The following is a 15,639-nucleotide window of genomic DNA, read 5'->3' on the forward strand; positions in this document are numbered from 1 at the left end:
GGCGGGCGAGTCAGAAGAACAGGTCGACCCGGAAGTACACCGGGTGCTCTCGCCTCTCGATAATTGCCGGCCGCTCCAGGGAGCGCGCGAAGCTGACGGATGCAGCCAGGTACTGGCCGCGGGCATTGAATTCCAGGGCATTGCCGCTCATGCGCCCCTTGGCGTCATGGTTGTAGCGATCGGCCTTGATCACCCCGACGTCATAGGCAAAGGCCATGCCGTACTCCTGAACAAAGGGTTGCAGCGCCGGCCAGGTCACCGCGCGGCGCCAGCGCAGCTGGTTACGCCAATAACCGCCGCTGTTGCCGGACAGGGTCTGGTCCTGGAAGCCGCGCACCGAATTGAGCCCGCCGAGGCTGATACGCTGCGGGCTGAAGAGCACATCCTCACTGCGCTGGCCAGTGGCCAGGCTGTCGAAGCTGAAGTTCTCGTCCCACAGCCGAAAGGGCTGCAGGTAGCTGAGGGTCAGGCTGTATCTGTTGTAACGGGCCACGGGCTCACTGCCATGGGGATTGCCGCGGCCCTGGGCGTCGAGGGCACCGATGCCCTGCTGCCAGCCGATATCGGCGTTGACCAGGGCATTGCCGATGCGCCGCCCGTGGTTGAAACCCAGCTGGCTTTCGGTGATGCGGTTACTGGAGACATCGATCAGGTTGTCGTCGATGTAGTTGCGTGTGCGCAGCTGGCTCAGGCCCAGGCTCATGCCGGTCTTGCTCAGGTTGTCGCGGTGCAGTACCCGTTCGGCACGCAACTGCTGGTTGGTGCTGTCACCATCCATGGCGAAGTTGAAGCCGGTGCTGTCATTGCGGGTGCGGTAGTAGCTCTGGCTGTAGGAATAACTGACGGTCCACCAGCCCCAGGGCAGGCTGTAGTACAGGCTCTGATTGTCGGAATGGCGCCAGCGGTCGCTGACCGTATCCTGGTTGGCCCGCAGGCTGAGCTGGTCCGCCAGGCCCAGGGGGCTGTCCCAGTCCAGGCCGAGGCCGGCCTGCTGTTCACCGGTGCTCTTGTCGCCGCCGTTGTTGCGGGTGGCCGTCACCCGCCAGGGTTTCAGGCGCTGGCCCTTGAGGCCGACGCGGCTGTCGCCCAGTTTCTCCCCCGGGGCCAGCTCCAGTTCGACCTGGCGCGAAGGCAGGCGGCTCAACTGGTCCACCAGTTGCTCCAGTTCCCGCAGATTGAGCACCTCGCCGGTGGTGCCGGGAAAGCTCATGGCCAGTTCCCGGGAGCTGGCCAGGGCCGAGCTGTCCAGGCTTTCCAGGCGGCCTTCGACCACCACGATGGTCAGCTCCCCTGCGGCCAGTTCCTGGGCCGGCAGGTAGGCACGGGTGGTGACATAGCCCTGCTGCAGGTAGTGGTGGGTGATGGCCTTGAGCAGGGTGTTGATCTGCGCCACCGACAGGCACTGATCGCGATAGGGCGCCACCAGGCGTTCGCGGTCGGCGGCGCTCAGGTGGTCGGCACCCTTGAGCGTCACGGTCCTGATGGTAAAGCAGCGCTGCTCCCCCGGTTGCGGGGCAGGCTCGGTGGGCAAGGTCTTGCCGGGGAGTTGCTGGAGTTCGTCGAGACGCTTCTGCTGCTCTTGCAGCAACTGCTGTTGGCGATCACGGATCAAGTCACGATCACCCGGCGTCTGCAACGGCGCGGCGCCGAGGGCCAATGACGCGGATAAAGCACAAAACGCTACTACAGGCCTGAACAAGCCAAAACGCGACATGCCTTTCATTCCCTGAAATCACGCACACCGGCAAGCCGAACGTACGCGAGGTGCATCCCGGCACCTGTTTTCGAAGGGGATAAAGTGTAAATGTAAAAAAAATTACATAATAAAAAAGCGACGAACGGTAAAAATAGGATTTATCTCATTGAAAAATAATGAGTTACATGATCCACAAAATCCAGAATAGCCGATGCAAGCCAAGGTTCGGTCACAGATTCGATACCTTGGCCCGCCGACTCAGGCCTATTTCTTCTTCAGACAATCACTCATGAACGCCTTGCGCGCATCGCCCTTGAGGGCCTTGGCGGTGGCGTCGGCGTTGCAGGTCTTCATTCTTTCCTGAGGCGTGGAAGGGGTCGCGGCAGCGGCCGGGGCGGCCTTGAGGCAGGTGCTCATGAAGGCCTTGCGCTCGTCGCCCTTGAGGCTCTTGGCGGTGGCTTCGGCGTTACAGCTGGTCATCTTGTTCTGCTGGGCGGTGGCGGCAAACCCCTGGGAGCACAGCAGCAGGCCCACCATCAACAACGGAATACGCAACATCTTCATGGAGTTTTCTCCTTGTCACCGCGCCGACGGGCACGGCCTCCTGCGCAGTGTAGACAAAGCCTGTTACACCTTCATCCGTTCTGCAGGCCGGCCCGGCGGTATTGCTCGGGGGTGCAGCCGGCCTGGCGCTGGAACATCGCGATAAACGCCGAGGCGCTGCTGTAGCCCATGTCGAAGGCGATTTCCTGGATGCTGCGCGAGCTGTCCAGGGCCTCGATGGAGGCCAGGAAGCGCTGGCGCTGGCGCCATTCGCCAAAGCTCATGCCCAGCTCGCGCACGAACTGCCGGGCCAAGGTCCGTTCGCTGACATGGGCCTGCCGCGCCCAGTGCGCCAGGGGCAGATGGTTGCCCGGCTCGGCCTGCAGCGCCTGGAGCACCCGCAGCAGCTCGGGGCTGCTGGGGTAAGGCAGGTAACAGGTGTGCACCGGGGCCTGGCGCAGTTGGTCCAGCGCCACCTGGGCCAGGCGCTGGTCGGCCTCGCCCTCGGGGATCTGCACGTCCCGGGCGGCGAAGTCCTTGAGGATCGCCTTGAGAATCTCGCTGATGGCCAGGGTGCTGCCCTGCCGTGGCAGCTCTGTGCACAGTTCCGGCGCCAGCAGCACCGCCCGGTAGTTGATCGGCTGCGAGGTGTAGAAGCTGTGGGGCGTCTGCGGCGGCACCCAGACCGCGTATTGCGGCGGCGACATGAAACGTTGCCCGGCGATCTCCATGTGCATCACGCCGTGGGCCGAATACTCCAGGCAGCCCCAGGGATGACGGTGTTCCAGGGCGTGGCTGTGGGCGGCGAAATCGGCATAGCGGAAATACACCGGCGCCGGCAGGCCGTGGAAATCCAGAAGGTCGATGTGTTTTTTGCTCATGCTGTCCGGATGTCGGGGCGGGTTGTCCGGTTCGCAGTATAGGCATTGATCCGGACAGGCGGATAATCGGCCCTCACACATTCCCTGGTTGTTTGCATGCAATACGCTTATCCCCTGCTGGCCATCTTTATCTGGGCCGGCAATACCGTGGTCAACAAACTCGCCGTGGGCGCGATCTTCCCTGCGGAGATCGGCTTCTATCGCTGGTTGCTGGCCGGCCTGCTGTTCACCCCCTTCATGCTCAAGCCGGTGATCGGCCACTGGTCGTTGATCCGCCCCAACCTGTGGCGCATCGCCGTGCTCGGCGTGCTGGGCATGGCGGTGTATCAGAGCCTGGCCTACTTCGCCGCCAGCCTGACCTCGGCCACCAACATGGGCATCATCCTGTCGCTGATGCCCTTGATGTCCCTGGCCATGGCCATCGCCGCCCTGGGCCAGCGCTTGAGCGCCGGGGCCCTGGTGGGCGCGGTGCTGTCGTTTGCCGGGGTGCTGGTGGTGGTGTCCTCCGGCAGCCTGAGCGCGCTGCTGCAGCACGGGGTCAACCTGGGGGACGCGATGATGCTGGTGGCCACCCTGGCCTATGCGGTCTACAGCACCCTGCTGAAGAAATGGCAGCTGCGCCTGCCGCCGTTGGTGCTGCTGTATCTGCAAATACTGGTGGCGGTGGTGGTGCTGCTGCCGTTGTTCCTGGCCTCACCGAAGATCGGGCCGACCCTGCAGAACATTCCCCTGGTGCTCTATGCCTGCCTGCTGGCCTCGATGCTCGCGCCCCTGGCCTGGATGCAGGCGGTGGTGCGCCTGGGGCCGAGCCGGACCACGCTGTTCTTCAACCTGCTGCCGTTGATCACCGCGCTGATCGCCGCGGTGGTGCTGCATGAACAGCTGGCCTGGTTCCATCTGGTGGGTGGCGTGCTGACCTTGGCCGGGGTGGTCCTGTCGGAGCGCTGGACCACCGTGCTGCGGCCGTTCGCCGGCAAGCCGGCTCCGGGTCAAGGCTGAAGGTCAGAGGCCGGCGGCCTTGAGGCGCTGGGCATGTTCGACGAACAGGCGGATCGGCTCCGCGCCCTTGCCCACCAGGCCCAGGGACTGGTTGACGATATCGAAGTGATCCAGGGGGTAATCGTCGCCGATGACCTGCCCCAGATGGGAGCTGTAGCGCCCCACCATGCCGTCGCACTGGCCGGCCTCGCGGACGAAGGTCCGGGCGAACAGGCGGCAGCTGCGGCTGGTGCCGTCGAACAGGTTGCGTCCGCGATTGGTCTTGCCCGGCTGCAAGGTGCCGGACCAGGAGTAGTAGCGCACGCCGTCGACCTGTTCCGGCCCCTGGCCGCCCCAGCTCGTCGGCAACCCCTGGGGGTATTGGCGGTTGAACAGGGCCACGCCCTCGGTGGTCAGCGACTGGTGCGAGGCGTGGATATCCACCGGCAGTTTCGGCCCGCGATAGCCGGTTTCCAGCAGCGTCATCAGGGCTGCGATCCCACGCAATATGGCACTCAGAATCCGCCCCTTGAAGCTGTGGGCCGGGGAATGCCGCGCCAGGTAATCCGCCAGTTCGGAGCCGTGGTTGGGGCCCGCCACCGAAGTCACCGAGGCAATCCAGTCCGGGCGTTTGGCCGCCGCGTAGCGGGCGGTCAGCGCGCCCTGGCTGTGGCCGATCAGGTTGACCCGGGCAGCGCCGGTCTCGGCCATGATCCGCTGGACCTGGGCCAGCAGCTGTTCGCCGCGCACCTCGCTGGAGTTGAGCGGCGACACTTGCACTGCATAGACCCGGGCCCCGCCCCGTCGCAGGGCCGGGATGATCCCGTACCAGTAGGGGTACAGCAGCAGGCGGACAAAACCGAGCATGCCGGGAACCAGCACCAGGGGGTAACGCGTGGCAAGCGTTTGGGGCATGCAAGGCATCCTTGAGGTGGGCCGGGCTGGCCCAGGCTGAAAGCTAGACCATAACCAAGGGCATCGTCAGTCCCCGTGACGGTTTGACGACAACAGCATGACAGCCTCGCCTACTTCAACCCCACCACCCCGGCCACGATCAGCCCTACCGACAGCAGCTTGACCGGCGTCAGGCTTTCCCCCAGCAGCACGAACCCCAGCAGCACCGTGCCCAGGGAACCGATGGCGGTCCAGATCGGGTAGGCCACGCTGACCGGCAACTCGCGCATGGCCAGGGTCAGAAAGTAGATGCCACCCACCGCCGCGACCACCGTCAGCAGCGATGGCCAGGGCCGAGTAAAGCCTTCGGCATACTTCATGCCCATGGCGAACGTGACTTCAAAGGCCGCCGCCAGCAGCAGGCATATCCAGGCCATGGCGCCACCTCAGAACGTGCGCGCCAGGGCCAGCAGACGCTGCTGCGCCTCGGCACAGGACTGTTGGAAACGCTCGGGCAGCGACTCCTCGCCTTCTGCCGCGACCACCGTCACCTCCTCGATACCGATGAATCCCAGGGCCGTGCGCAACCAGCGGTCGGCGTGGTTCAGCGCTTCATGCTCGCCCCCGGGACCGAAGCCGCCACCGCCACGACTGGTGACGATCAACACCTTCTTGCCCTGCACCAAGGGCTGGTACTGGGCCACGCCGTTGTCCAGCAGGGTGTTGAAGGTCAGCCCCAGGCGCACGATGTGATCGACCCAGGCCTTGATCCCACTGGGCACGCTGAAGTTGTACATGGGCGCCGAGATCACCAGGCGCGGATGCTCCAGCAACTCGCCGACCAGCTCGTCGCTCAACGCCAGGTCGGCCTGCATCGACAGCGGCCGCGCCTCGGGCTGTGGATAAAACGCCGCGGCGATAAAGGCCTCACTGACGTGGGGCAGAGAACCCCGCCCGACTTCCCGGCGCGTGAGCCTGCCCTGGGGGTTGGCCCCTTGCCAGGCCTGAAGAAACGCTTCGGCCAAACGCCGGCTATGGGAACGCTCGCCCCGTGGACTGCCGTGAATGACAAGAACTGAACTCATCTCGATGCTCTCCTGGGGATTGATTGCAACGGCCTTGCGCGGCCTTGAATTGCGCGATAAATCTAGAAGCCCCGGGTTTTCGCAACAAATGAGTAAAAGTTCTCTCAGATGAATCCAGCTCATCCATGGAGCCAAACATGTTCGCCCATCTGCCCCTCACCGCCCTGCGCACCTTCGAATCCGCCGCGCGCCTGCTGAGTTTCAAGGCCGCCGCCGAGGACCTGTCGGTGACGCCCACCGCGGTGTCCCACCAGATCCGCAGCCTGGAGCACTGGCTGGGAGTGCCCCTGTTCCAGCGCCTGCCACGCCAGGTACGCCTGACCGAGTCCGGCGAACGGTTGTTCCACAGCCTGCATGGCGCCCTGCTGGACGTGACCCAGAGTGTCGATAGCCTGCGCCCCAGCCCCAGCGCTGCGCAGTTGACGGTTTCCACCACCGCGGCCTTTGCCGCCCTGTGGCTGGTGCCGCGGCTGGGACGGTTTTACACCCGGCACCCGCGCATCAGCCTGCGCCTGGACACCCGTTGCGAAGTGGTGGACCTGCAGCAGGACGCCAGCATCGATGTGGCGATCCGCTATAGCCAGGATGACTACCCGGACCTCCACGGCCTGTGCCTGTTCGATGAGCGTTTCGCGGTCTATGGCGCGCCCCAGCAAGTGGCCCTCGCGCACCAGCAGCGACCGCCGTTGATCAGCGTGCATTGGCGCAACTCACGGCTTTACGCCGACGGCTGGCAGGCCTGGTGCACCCTGGCCGGAGAACCGTGGCTCGACGACCCGGCGCTGATCCGCTCCTACGACGAAGAGCAATACGCCCTGCAAGCCGCGATTGCCGGCCAGGGCCTGGTGCTGGCGAGCAATATCCTGGTGTCCCAGAGCGTGGCGAGCGGCCTGCTGCAACCCTATCGCCCGCAGGTCCAGGTGGACGGTGCCGGCTACAGCGCCCTGTGCGTGCCGGGCCGTGAACGCCATCCGCCGGTGAAGGCCTTCCTCCAGTGGCTGCAAGAGGAATCGCTGCTGGACGGGCATCCGCCCCTGGCGCGCGGCGGCGCCCCAGGCCGGTCAAACAGCGCGGACTGAAGGAGCCGGCCTATCGGATAAAACTTTTTGCCGCGTCCGGGACTCACACCCCTGTAGCGATCAGGTCGGCAGAGCCTGACGCCAAACGGATTAGCCCCCAGGAGATCGACATGAGCGACAAGCATTTATCTGATGTGCAAAGCCTGCGGCAGCGGGCCCGCCAACACGTGGAAAACGGCGCCGTGACCGAAGGCTACAACGCCGACCGCGAGGAGGTGCTGCGCCTGCTCAACGCGTCGCTGGCCACCGAGCTGGTGTGCGTCCTGCGCTACAAGCGCCACTACTTCATGGCCAACGGCCTCAAGGCCAGCGTGGCGGCCGACGAGTTTCTCGAACACGCGACCCAGGAAGCCGAGCACGCCGACAAGCTGGCGGAGCGCATCGTCCAGCTCGGCGGCGAACCGGAATTCAATCCGGACCTGCTGTCCAAGCACTCCCACGCCCAGTACGTGGCCGGTAACACCCTGAAGGAAATGGTCTACGAGGACCTGGTGGCCGAACGGATCGCCATCGACAGCTACCGCGAGATCATCCAGTACATCGGCGACAAGGACCCGACCACCCGCCGCCTGTTCGAAGAGATCCTGGCCCAGGAAGAAGAACACGCCGACGACATGGCCGACATCCTCAACGACCTGTAGCGCCCTCCCCCAAGCCCGCTCCTGCCTACCGCAGGCGCGGGCTCGCCCGCGAAGTTCCCCTGGCGCTTACTTGCCCGGCTTCACCGTCACCGGAGCCTTGCCCGAGCGCATCTGCTGCAGCAACGGCGCGCACTGATTGGGTTCGTCGCCGCTGGGCGCCACCAGCGCCAGCAGCCCCGCCGCCGGCCCGGCGATCACCCCCAGCGCCACCATCCCGGCCCCGCGCAGCACCAGCGGCACCGCCTTGACCCCGGCGCTGGGCTTGCTGAACTTGCCCTGCACATACAGCGGTGACCGCAGGGAGAACAGGCGCAGCCCCTTGGATTCCGGGGTGATGGTCAGGTCCAGTTGCTCGCTGGCCATGTTGGCGGTGCCATCGATGTAGATGATGGCGTTCTCGGTGTCGAAGACGAACAGTCGCGAGGTCGCCAGGCCACTCTTGATGCCGAAGTCGGCGGCGGCGCAATTGATCTTCACTTCCTTGTCGCCAAACATCTTGCCGACCACATAGTTGCCGACGTTGAGTCCGGCGATTTCCATCAGGCTGCGGCTGATGGCGCCGTCGTTGATCAGCATCTTCAGGTCACCGTTGGCGCTACCCAGCAAGGCCGCCACCGAGTTGCCGCGCCCGGCGATGTCGGCATCGCCATTGAGCTCGCCGAAGCTGGTCTTCATCGGTTCGAACCCCGGGAACAGCTGCTTGAGCTTGAAGTTGCGCGCGGTCAGCCTGGCCCGGCCTTCCAGCGGCGTGGCCTGCCCGTTGAGGCGCACCTGGGCATCCAGCTTGCCGCCGGCCACGCCGAAGCGCAGGGGCTCCAGGCTCAACTGGCCGTCATTGAGCACCAGGTGGGTATAGAGATCGGTGAACGGCAGATCCGCGCTGTGGACGATGCGCTTGCCGGTGAACTCCACATCGGCATCCATATCGCGCCAGCGCTCGGTACGAAACTCTTCCACCGGCAGCACCTTGTCCGCCGGCTGCTTGCTCTCGCCGCCCCGGGCCTTCTGCTTGGCGTTGGAGTCGGCACCGATCAGCGGCGCCAGGTCGCTCATCAGCAACTGGTTGGAAACCAGCGCACCGCTGAGCTTGGGTCGCGGCTGGCTGGCGACGTAGGTCAGGTTGCCGTGGATGTCGCTGTCGCCGATCTTGCCGTTGAAATCCTGGTAGCTGAAGGTCGCGCCCGCTGGGTCGCGCAGCTTGGCGGTCAGGCGGCCATCGGTGGCATAGGGCGGCGAGTCCGGCAGGGTCACGCCGGTCAGCGGGTAGAGGTTGCCCAGGCTGCTGCCCGCCAGTTTCAGGCGCAGGTCCAGGGCACCGAGGTTCAGCGGGTCGGTGAGGCTGCCCCGCAGCTCCACCTTGGTGTCGCCGATCTGCGCCTGGGCCTGTAACGGAAACGGCTGGCGGCCGTTCTGCAGGGCCAACAGCCCGCCGATCTTGCCGGTGCCGGCGAGCTTCTGCCCGTGGTACTGGCCCTTGACCTTGAGCGCGAAGGCATAGGCCTGGGCTTGAGCGCCTTTCTCGGCGACTTTCTGCGCTTCGCTTTCGCCGACGATGTCGCTGAAGGGGATGGGCTTGCCGAGCAACTCCACTTGCAGGTCGAGCTGGGTGTTCAGGGTCTGGTCATCCAGGGTCACGTGGCCCTTGTCGAAACCGATGGCGCCGATATCCAGCGTCCAGCTGGAGGGCTCGGCGTCAGGGTCCTTCGGGTCGAACTTGAAGGTCCAGTTGGCGCGACCGTCCGCCAGCCGCTGCAGGGCGGCGTCGGGCTCGGTGAGATCGATACGCGGAATGCTGACCCGCCGCAGCAGCAGGGCCAGGGGCGAGATGCGCAGCTCGACCCGCTTGAGGCTGACCATCTGCGGCGCCTTGGACCAGTCCGGATTGCCCAGGGTCAGGTCCTGGGCCACTACGTGAGGCCAGGGCACCCAGGCGCGCCAGCCACCCTCGTCGGGCTCGCGCTGCCAGGCCACCGACAAGTCGCCATTGATCGCGAAGGGCCGATGCAACTCCTCGGACACCTTGGCGTTGAGGGTGGGCTTGATCCGGTTCCAATCGAAGAAGGCAATCACCAGTACCAGCACGGCCAGTAGCAGGATCAGACCGGAGAGGGTCCAGGCGAGAATTTTACGGGTGCGCGTCATTGCACGAGGCTCCTGAAGACAGCTGAGCGCCAAATCACGACGCATCGGTGAAATGCCGGTGGAGAATCCCCGGCCATGAAAACTACGACTGATAAAGCCCACACAGGTTTAATCCGGGCGCCGGTTCAGGCGAAAAAAAGCCGATTTCCTGACCACTCGGACAACCCGGTGTTACCTCGCCCTGCCCTGTTGCGAAGCATGAGTGAGTCGAAAATACCCACTGCGGTGCAAACGCCATCGGCGCAAAGGCCCGGGCTAGAGCCTTGCAGGCAAACAATCAATTTCGTTGATTATTACCATTGTGGTTATGAACTTTTATATCGAATTAGCGGCGGTAACATTAGCTCCGTACCCAATTTATCGCCCTGCCAAGGAGCCACACATCATGAAACGCCACATTTTACTGAGCCTGACCCTGTCCATCCTAGCCGCCAACGCCTTCGCCCTGCCTGCCGCCGAACAAGCCACTCCGCAGGTCAAGGCCAGCCACAGCGTGTTCAATCAAACCCTGGCTGAAGGCGGTTCGGATCGCCTGATCGAACGCAACAAAGTCGCTGCCGACGGTTACGAGCGCACTCCACAAGGCCAGAGCGTTGCCGAAGACGGCTATGATCGCACCCCTCAAGGCCAGACCGTTGCCGAAGATGGTTACGACCGTACTCCACAAGGTCAGAGCGTCGCTGAAGATGGCTACGATCGCACCCCACAAGGTCAAAACGTAGCTGAAGGCGGCCGTGATCGCCTGGAAGAGAAAGGCCTGGTGGAAGACGGCTACAACCGCACGCCTCAAGGCCAGACCGTTGCCGAAGGCGGTGCCGATCGCCTGGCTGAACGTCATCAAGCAGCGAGCTGAGGCCATGCTGGCCCTGAAAAAAGCCCGATCCCTGGATCGGGCTTTGGCTTTTATGGAGCCTGGTTGTTGACCCTTGCCCACCCCGTCCTCGCCTGACACGGGTTCGACTCCGGCAAAGTTGATTTGCTAGAGTGCGCCGCTCCCATTGAGCAAAGAACGCCCCGCCGATGCTGCCCCGCGCCGAACAGAAGCAACAGACCCGCAACGCCTTGATGGATGCCGCCCGGCACCTGATGGAGTGTGGTCGTGGGTTCGGCAGCCTGAGCCTGCGGGAAGTGGCCAAAGCCGCCGGCATCGTGCCCACCGGCTTCTATCGGCACTTCAGCGACATGGACCAACTGGGCCTGGAACTGGTCAGCGAGGTCGGCCAGACCTTTCGCGAAACCATCCGCCTGGTGCGTCACAACGAATTCGTCATGGGCGGCATCATCGACGCCTCGGTGCGGATCTTCCTTGATGTCGTGGAAGCCAAGCGCGCGCAGTTCCTGTTTCTGGCCCGTGAGCAATACGGCGGCTCGCTGCCGGTGCGCCAGGCCATCGCCACCCTGCGCGAGAACATCAGCTCGGACCTGGCTGCCGACCTGACCCTGATGCCCAAGCTGCAGCATCTGAATGCCGCCGACCTGAGCGTCATGGCCGACCTGATCGTCAAAAGCGTGTTCGCCACCCTGCCGGACATCATCGATCCCCCGGCCCAGGCCCTGCCTGAACACCTGACGCCGCAGGCGAAGATCACCCAGCAACTGCGCTTCATCTTCATCGGCCTGAAGCACTGGCAAGGCCTGGGCAGCACCGAGTAATACAGCCTGCCCCTCTCCCCCTTTCAATCAGCGTACCCCGCTCTGGGTAGCGCGTTTGCGCCTGCTCGTCGGCCCGGCACCGGATTGCAGCAAAAATATTTCCAGCGCACCAACTCAGTGCTATAAATCAGCTCAGCGCGCCATTTTGTAACAAGATAAAACAAGGTTTTGCCCCTTTTTCAGGCGCAGTTCCGGTGTCGGCAAAGGGGTTTTCCTCTCCTCCGGGCGATTGGCAAGGCCCTTGCTCTGGCTTGTGTATCGCTCATAGCTGGAAGCTTTCCGATGCTGGTGATCCACCGCAGAACCGAACCCCAAGCCACCTGGTCCGCCGAGCTGCACCTGACCTATGAGGCTCGCAGCAAAAGCCGCCTGCGCTGTTTCAGTGCCGAGGGCGAGGACGTCGGCCTGTTTCTCGAACGAGGCCAGCCGCCGCTGCACGACGGCGAGTTTCTGGAAGCCGAGGACGGGCGCATCGTCAAGGTCTGCGCTCGCCCGGAAACCCTGCTGCACGTCACCTGCCGCAATGCCTTCGAACTGACCCGCGCCGCCTATCACCTGGGCAACCGCCACGTGGCCCTGCAAGTGGGCGATGGCTGGCTGCGCCTGCTCGATGACTACGTGCTCAAGGCCATGCTCGAACAGCTGGGGGCCAGCACCGACACCATCGAAGCGCCGTTCCAGCCCGAGCACGGCGCCTATGGCGGCGGCCACCATCATTCGCGCCACGGCGATGAAGACTTCAACTACCCGCCGCGCCTGCACCAGTTCGGCGTCCGTCCATGAACCCGGCCTGGGCCTTGTTGCGCCTGGCCAGCCCGCAGTTGCCGATTGGCGGCTACAGCTATTCCCAGGGCCTGGAGATGGCCGTGGAACAGCAGCGCGTGCATGACCCGGACAGCGCCCGCCGCTGGATCGGCGACCAGCTGCTGCTCAACCTGGCGCGCTTCGAAGCACCGCTGTTGCTGGCCCACTGCCAAGCCGCCGCCGACCAGGACTGGCGGCGCTTGCAGCACTTGTGCGAAGCCCACCGGGCCAGCCGCGAAACCCGCGAGCTGTATCAGGAAAGCCGGCAGATGGGCTATTCCCTCAAGCAATTGCTGGAAGGCCTGCCGGAGCTGGACAGCGGCGCCCGGGACCTGCTCGCGCGCCAGGACGAACCGCACCTGGCCCTGGGCTGGGCCCTGGCCGCCCGCGCCTGGAACATCAGCCCCGCCGATGCCCTGGCCGCCTGGCTCTGGAGCTGGCTGGAAAACCAGCTGGCAGTGCTGATGAAGACCCTGCCCCTGGGCCAGCAGGCCGCCCAGCGCCTGACCAGCGAGCTGCTGCCGCAGTTGCAGCAGGCCCAACGGCAGGCCGCGAACATTGACCCCAACCACCTTGGCAGCGCCGCTTTCGGCCTGTCCCTGGCGAGCATGGCCCACGAGCGCCAATACAGCCGCCTGTTTCGTTCCTAGGAGAAACTCATGAACGCACAACCTCTGCGGGTCGGCATCGGCGGCCCGGTGGGCTCCGGCAAAACCGCCCTGACCCTGGCCCTGTGCCTGGCCCTGCGCGAGCGCTACAACCTGGCGGTGGTGACCAACGACATCTACACCCGCGAAGACGCCGACTTCCTGGTGCGCAATGAGGCCCTGGCCCCGGAGCGGATCATCGGCGTGGAAACCGGTGGCTGCCCGCACACCGCGATCCGCGAAGACGCCTCGATCAACCTGGAGGCGGTGGACCAGTTGAACCGGCGCTTCCCCGGGCTCGACCTGATCCTGGTGGAGTCCGGCGGCGACAACCTCTCGGCCACCTTCAGCCCTGAACTGTCGGACCTGACCATCTACGTGATCGACGTTTCCGCTGGCGACAAGCTGCCGCGCAAGGGCGGCCCGGGGATCTGCAAGTCCGACCTGCTGGTGATCAACAAGATCGACCTGGCGCCGCTGGTGGGCGCCTCTCTGGAAATGATGAACAGCGACACCCAGCGCATGCGCGGCGGCAAGCCGTTCGTCTTCAGCAACCAGAAGACCGGCCAGGGCCTGCAGGACATCATCGCCTTCATCGAACGCCAGGGCCTGCTGACCGCGGCCTGAAACCGAACCTGAAAAACGCTCAACAAGGAAGCCACTCATGACCCTGAAATCACTCTTCGGCGCCCTGGCGCTGCTGCTGACCCCGGCCCTGGCCTTCGCTCACCCAGGCCACGGCGACAACGGCCTGCTGGCCGGCATCAGCCACCCCATCGGCGGCCTCGATCACTTGCTGGCCATGCTTGCGGTCGGCCTGTGGGCGGCCCAGCAGCAAGGCGCGGCGCGCTGGGCCCTGCCCTGCACCTTTGTCGGCACCATGCTGATCGGCGGCCTGCTGGGCTTCGAAGGGCTGAACCTGCCGGCCCTGGAAAGCGGCATTGCCGCGTCGGTACTGGCCCTTGGCCTGGCCGTGGCCCTGGCGGTGCGTCCGCCGCTGAGCCTGGCGCTTGCCGCCACCGCGCTGTTTGCCCTGTTCCACGGCGTGGCCCACGGCCTGGAGCTGCCGGACATGTCCAGCCCTTGGGCCTATGCCGCCGGTTTTGTCGCGGCCACCGCGGCCCTGCATGCCGCCGGTTATGCCGTGGTGCGGGTACTGCCGCAGGCGGCGGCGCCGCTGGTGCGCGTGGCCGGCGCGGCCTCGGCCGCCACAGGCGTGTGGTTGCTGGCGGGCTGAGCCCGGCCCTCTTCTGCAGAAGCCGGCTTGCCGGCGAAGGCGGTCTTGCGGGCCTCGTTCGCTGGCAAGCCGGCTCCCGCAAGGCTGAGGTGAATTTTCGGCCGCCTTCGCTGGCAAGCCAGCTCCTACAGGCTCGCTGGCAAGCCGCCTTGCGGGGCTTCTCTGATAACATGTCGCGCACTCAAACCTGCCGTGACGACGCCAGCCAATGCCCGATGTATCCCGCTCTGCCTCCTCGCCTGAATCGCACGCGCTGTTCAACGCCGTACAGCAGCATTTCCACCAGGTGATAGTGCCGCTGTGGCAAGGCCCGGGCTGGAATCCGCAACTGGCTCTGCCGTTCGAGGCGCTGGATGCCGAGCAGCGGCCGCTGCCGCCGCAGCGCTACCGGGCCATGGCCTGCGCCCGCCAGTTGTATCTGTTCTCCCAATTGATCGGCGATGCCGCCGCGCCCTTTGCCCAGGAGCGGGCCGCCGCGTTGTTCCGCTCGTTGCAGCGGCACTTCCACGATGCCGAGCACGGTGGCTGGTTCTACAGCATCGATGCCGACGGCGCGCCGCTGGATCGGCGCAAGGATCTCTACACCCACGCCTTTATCCTCTTCGCCTGCGCCCACTACTGGGCCCGGGTCCGCGAGCCGCTGGTGGAGTCGGTGCTCAATGCCGCCCTGGAAGTAGTGGCCCTGCGCTTTGCCCGGGGCGACGGCCTCTATGAAGCCAGCCTCGATCAGGATTGGTCGCCGCTGGGCGGCGGCCCGCTGCAGAATCCGCTGATGCACCTGGCCGAAGCCTTCCTCGCCACCCTGGCGGTGCGTGACGACCAGGCGGTGCAAGACGCGCTACTGACCCTGTGCCAGGCCATGCAGCAGCACTTCATCGAGCCGCAGCACGGGGTGATGATGGAAAAGCCGCTGGGGGCTGTGGATAACTGGTTCGAGCCCGGACACCAGTTCGAGTGGTATTTCCTCCTGGCCTCGTCACCCCTGCTGCGCGGCAGCGCGCTGCATCAGTCGCTGGAGCGGGCGTTCGCCTTCACCGAGCAGTTGGGTGTCGAGCCGGACAGCGGCGCCGTCTGCGCCATGCTCGAACTGCCGCCCCAGGCCAGCGTCAAGGACGCCACCCAGCGCATCTGGGCCCAGGCCGAGTACCTGCGCGCCCTGACCTTGCGCCCGCACAGCCAGGCCTCCCTGCTACGCCAGCTCCAGGCGCTGCACGCGCATTTCCTGCATGCCCGCGGCTGGAATGAATGCCTGGACAGCCAGGGCGCGGTCAGCCGGCGGGACATGCCGTCGACCACGCCTTACCACCTGGCCACCTGCTATCGCGGGCTGGCGGACTATTTCGCCTGAAGCCTTGCGCC

Annotated in this window: 17 protein-coding genes; 10 read left to right on the forward strand and 7 right to left on the reverse strand. The window is 65.2% G+C overall.

What is annotated here, in order from left to right; translation table 11 throughout:
• Nucleotides 1-10 precede the first annotated feature (10 nt).
• From GGI48_RS11870 to GGI48_RS11880, 3 genes are all read right to left on the reverse strand, one after another.
• Nucleotides 11-1,714, reverse strand: a complete 1,704-nt coding sequence (locus GGI48_RS11870; protein WP_179598443.1) for a ShlB/FhaC/HecB family hemolysin secretion/activation protein — start codon at nucleotides 1,712-1,714, stop codon at nucleotides 11-13.
• A gap of 246 nt (nucleotides 1,715-1,960) precedes the next feature.
• Nucleotides 1,961-2,260, reverse strand: a complete 300-nt coding sequence (locus tag GGI48_RS11875; RefSeq protein ID WP_047301399.1) for a PsiF family protein — start codon at nucleotides 2,258-2,260, stop codon at nucleotides 1,961-1,963.
• Nucleotides 2,261-2,331: 71 nt separating this feature from the next.
• Entirely contained in the window at nucleotides 2,332-3,120 is a 789-nt protein-coding gene (locus tag GGI48_RS11880; protein ID WP_016967842.1) for an AraC family transcriptional regulator, read from the reverse strand.
• Between the two features lie 96 nt (nucleotides 3,121-3,216).
• On the opposite strand from GGI48_RS11880, the gene GGI48_RS11885 reads away from it, so the two are divergent.
• Nucleotides 3,217-4,119: a DMT family transporter gene (locus tag GGI48_RS11885; protein WP_179598445.1), complete on the forward strand. Its 903-nt coding sequence runs from the start codon at nucleotides 3,217-3,219 to the stop codon at nucleotides 4,117-4,119.
• A 3-nt stretch (nucleotides 4,120-4,122) separates the two neighbouring features.
• Here GGI48_RS11885 and GGI48_RS11890 read toward each other — a convergent pair whose 3' ends face one another.
• From GGI48_RS11890 to GGI48_RS11900, 3 genes are all read right to left on the reverse strand, one after another.
• Nucleotides 4,123-5,013, reverse strand: a complete 891-nt coding sequence (locus tag GGI48_RS11890) for a triacylglycerol lipase (RefSeq protein ID WP_179598447.1) — start codon at nucleotides 5,011-5,013, stop codon at nucleotides 4,123-4,125.
• Nucleotides 5,014-5,123: 110 nt separating this feature from the next.
• Nucleotides 5,124-5,429 carry a DMT family transporter gene (locus GGI48_RS11895; RefSeq protein WP_179598449.1) on the reverse strand — a complete coding sequence of 102 codons (306 nt, stop codon included), beginning with the start codon at nucleotides 5,427-5,429 and terminating at the stop codon, nucleotides 5,124-5,126.
• A 9-nt stretch (nucleotides 5,430-5,438) separates the two neighbouring features.
• Complete coding sequence (locus GGI48_RS11900) at nucleotides 5,439-6,077, reverse strand: FMN-dependent NADH-azoreductase (RefSeq protein ID WP_047301388.1); 639 nt, start codon at nucleotides 6,075-6,077, stop codon at nucleotides 5,439-5,441.
• A 125-nt stretch (nucleotides 6,078-6,202) separates the two neighbouring features.
• On the opposite strand from GGI48_RS11900, the gene GGI48_RS11905 reads away from it, so the two are divergent.
• Together GGI48_RS11905 and GGI48_RS11910 are read left to right on the forward strand one after the other, a co-directional pair.
• On the forward strand, nucleotides 6,203-7,156 hold the full coding sequence (locus GGI48_RS11905) for a LysR substrate-binding domain-containing protein (RefSeq protein ID WP_177435159.1): 954 nt from the start codon (nucleotides 6,203-6,205) through the stop codon (nucleotides 7,154-7,156).
• 110 nt (nucleotides 7,157-7,266) lie between these two features.
• A complete protein-coding gene (locus tag GGI48_RS11910; protein WP_016967852.1) occupies nucleotides 7,267-7,797 on the forward strand; it encodes a bacterioferritin in 531 nt (176 codons plus the stop codon).
• A gap of 66 nt (nucleotides 7,798-7,863) precedes the next feature.
• On the opposite strand, the gene GGI48_RS11915 is transcribed toward GGI48_RS11910, so the two are convergent.
• A complete protein-coding gene (locus tag GGI48_RS11915) occupies nucleotides 7,864-9,939 on the reverse strand; it encodes an AsmA family protein (RefSeq protein ID WP_179598451.1) in 2,076 nt (691 codons plus the stop codon).
• A 385-nt stretch (nucleotides 9,940-10,324) separates the two neighbouring features.
• Here GGI48_RS11915 and GGI48_RS11920 point away from each other — a divergent pair, with 385 nt between their 5' ends.
• From GGI48_RS11920 to GGI48_RS11950, 7 genes are all read left to right on the forward strand, one after another.
• Nucleotides 10,325-10,792: a hypothetical protein gene (locus GGI48_RS11920; RefSeq protein WP_179598453.1), complete on the forward strand. Its 468-nt coding sequence runs from the start codon at nucleotides 10,325-10,327 to the stop codon at nucleotides 10,790-10,792.
• Nucleotides 10,793-10,959: 167 nt separating this feature from the next.
• Nucleotides 10,960-11,592: a TetR family transcriptional regulator gene (locus GGI48_RS11925; RefSeq protein WP_102862940.1), complete on the forward strand. Its 633-nt coding sequence runs from the start codon at nucleotides 10,960-10,962 to the stop codon at nucleotides 11,590-11,592.
• A 282-nt stretch (nucleotides 11,593-11,874) separates the two neighbouring features.
• Nucleotides 11,875-12,375 (forward strand): urease accessory protein UreE, encoded by a 501-nt coding sequence (gene ureE / locus GGI48_RS11930; RefSeq protein ID WP_179598455.1) that lies wholly within the window; start codon nucleotides 11,875-11,877, stop codon nucleotides 12,373-12,375.
• A complete protein-coding gene (locus tag GGI48_RS11935; protein WP_179598457.1) occupies nucleotides 12,372-13,046 on the forward strand; it encodes an urease accessory protein UreF in 675 nt (224 codons plus the stop codon). Before ureE ends, GGI48_RS11935 begins: the two co-directional genes overlap by 4 nt.
• 9 nt (nucleotides 13,047-13,055) lie before the next feature.
• Nucleotides 13,056-13,670, forward strand: coding sequence for an urease accessory protein UreG (gene ureG / locus GGI48_RS11940; protein WP_103739548.1), 615 nt, complete (start codon nucleotides 13,056-13,058; stop codon nucleotides 13,668-13,670).
• Between the two features lie 37 nt (nucleotides 13,671-13,707).
• Nucleotides 13,708-14,280 carry a HupE/UreJ family protein gene (locus GGI48_RS11945; RefSeq protein WP_179598459.1) on the forward strand — a complete coding sequence of 191 codons (573 nt, stop codon included), beginning with the start codon at nucleotides 13,708-13,710 and terminating at the stop codon, nucleotides 14,278-14,280.
• A 208-nt stretch (nucleotides 14,281-14,488) separates the two neighbouring features.
• Nucleotides 14,489-15,628: an AGE family epimerase/isomerase gene (locus GGI48_RS11950; protein ID WP_179598461.1), complete on the forward strand. Its 1,140-nt coding sequence runs from the start codon at nucleotides 14,489-14,491 to the stop codon at nucleotides 15,626-15,628.
• Nucleotides 15,629-15,639 lie beyond the last annotated feature (11 nt).

The sequence above is a fragment of the Pseudomonas protegens genome (assembly GCF_013407925.2).
Classification (GTDB): domain Bacteria; phylum Pseudomonadota; class Gammaproteobacteria; order Pseudomonadales; family Pseudomonadaceae; genus Aquipseudomonas; species Aquipseudomonas fluorescens_AP.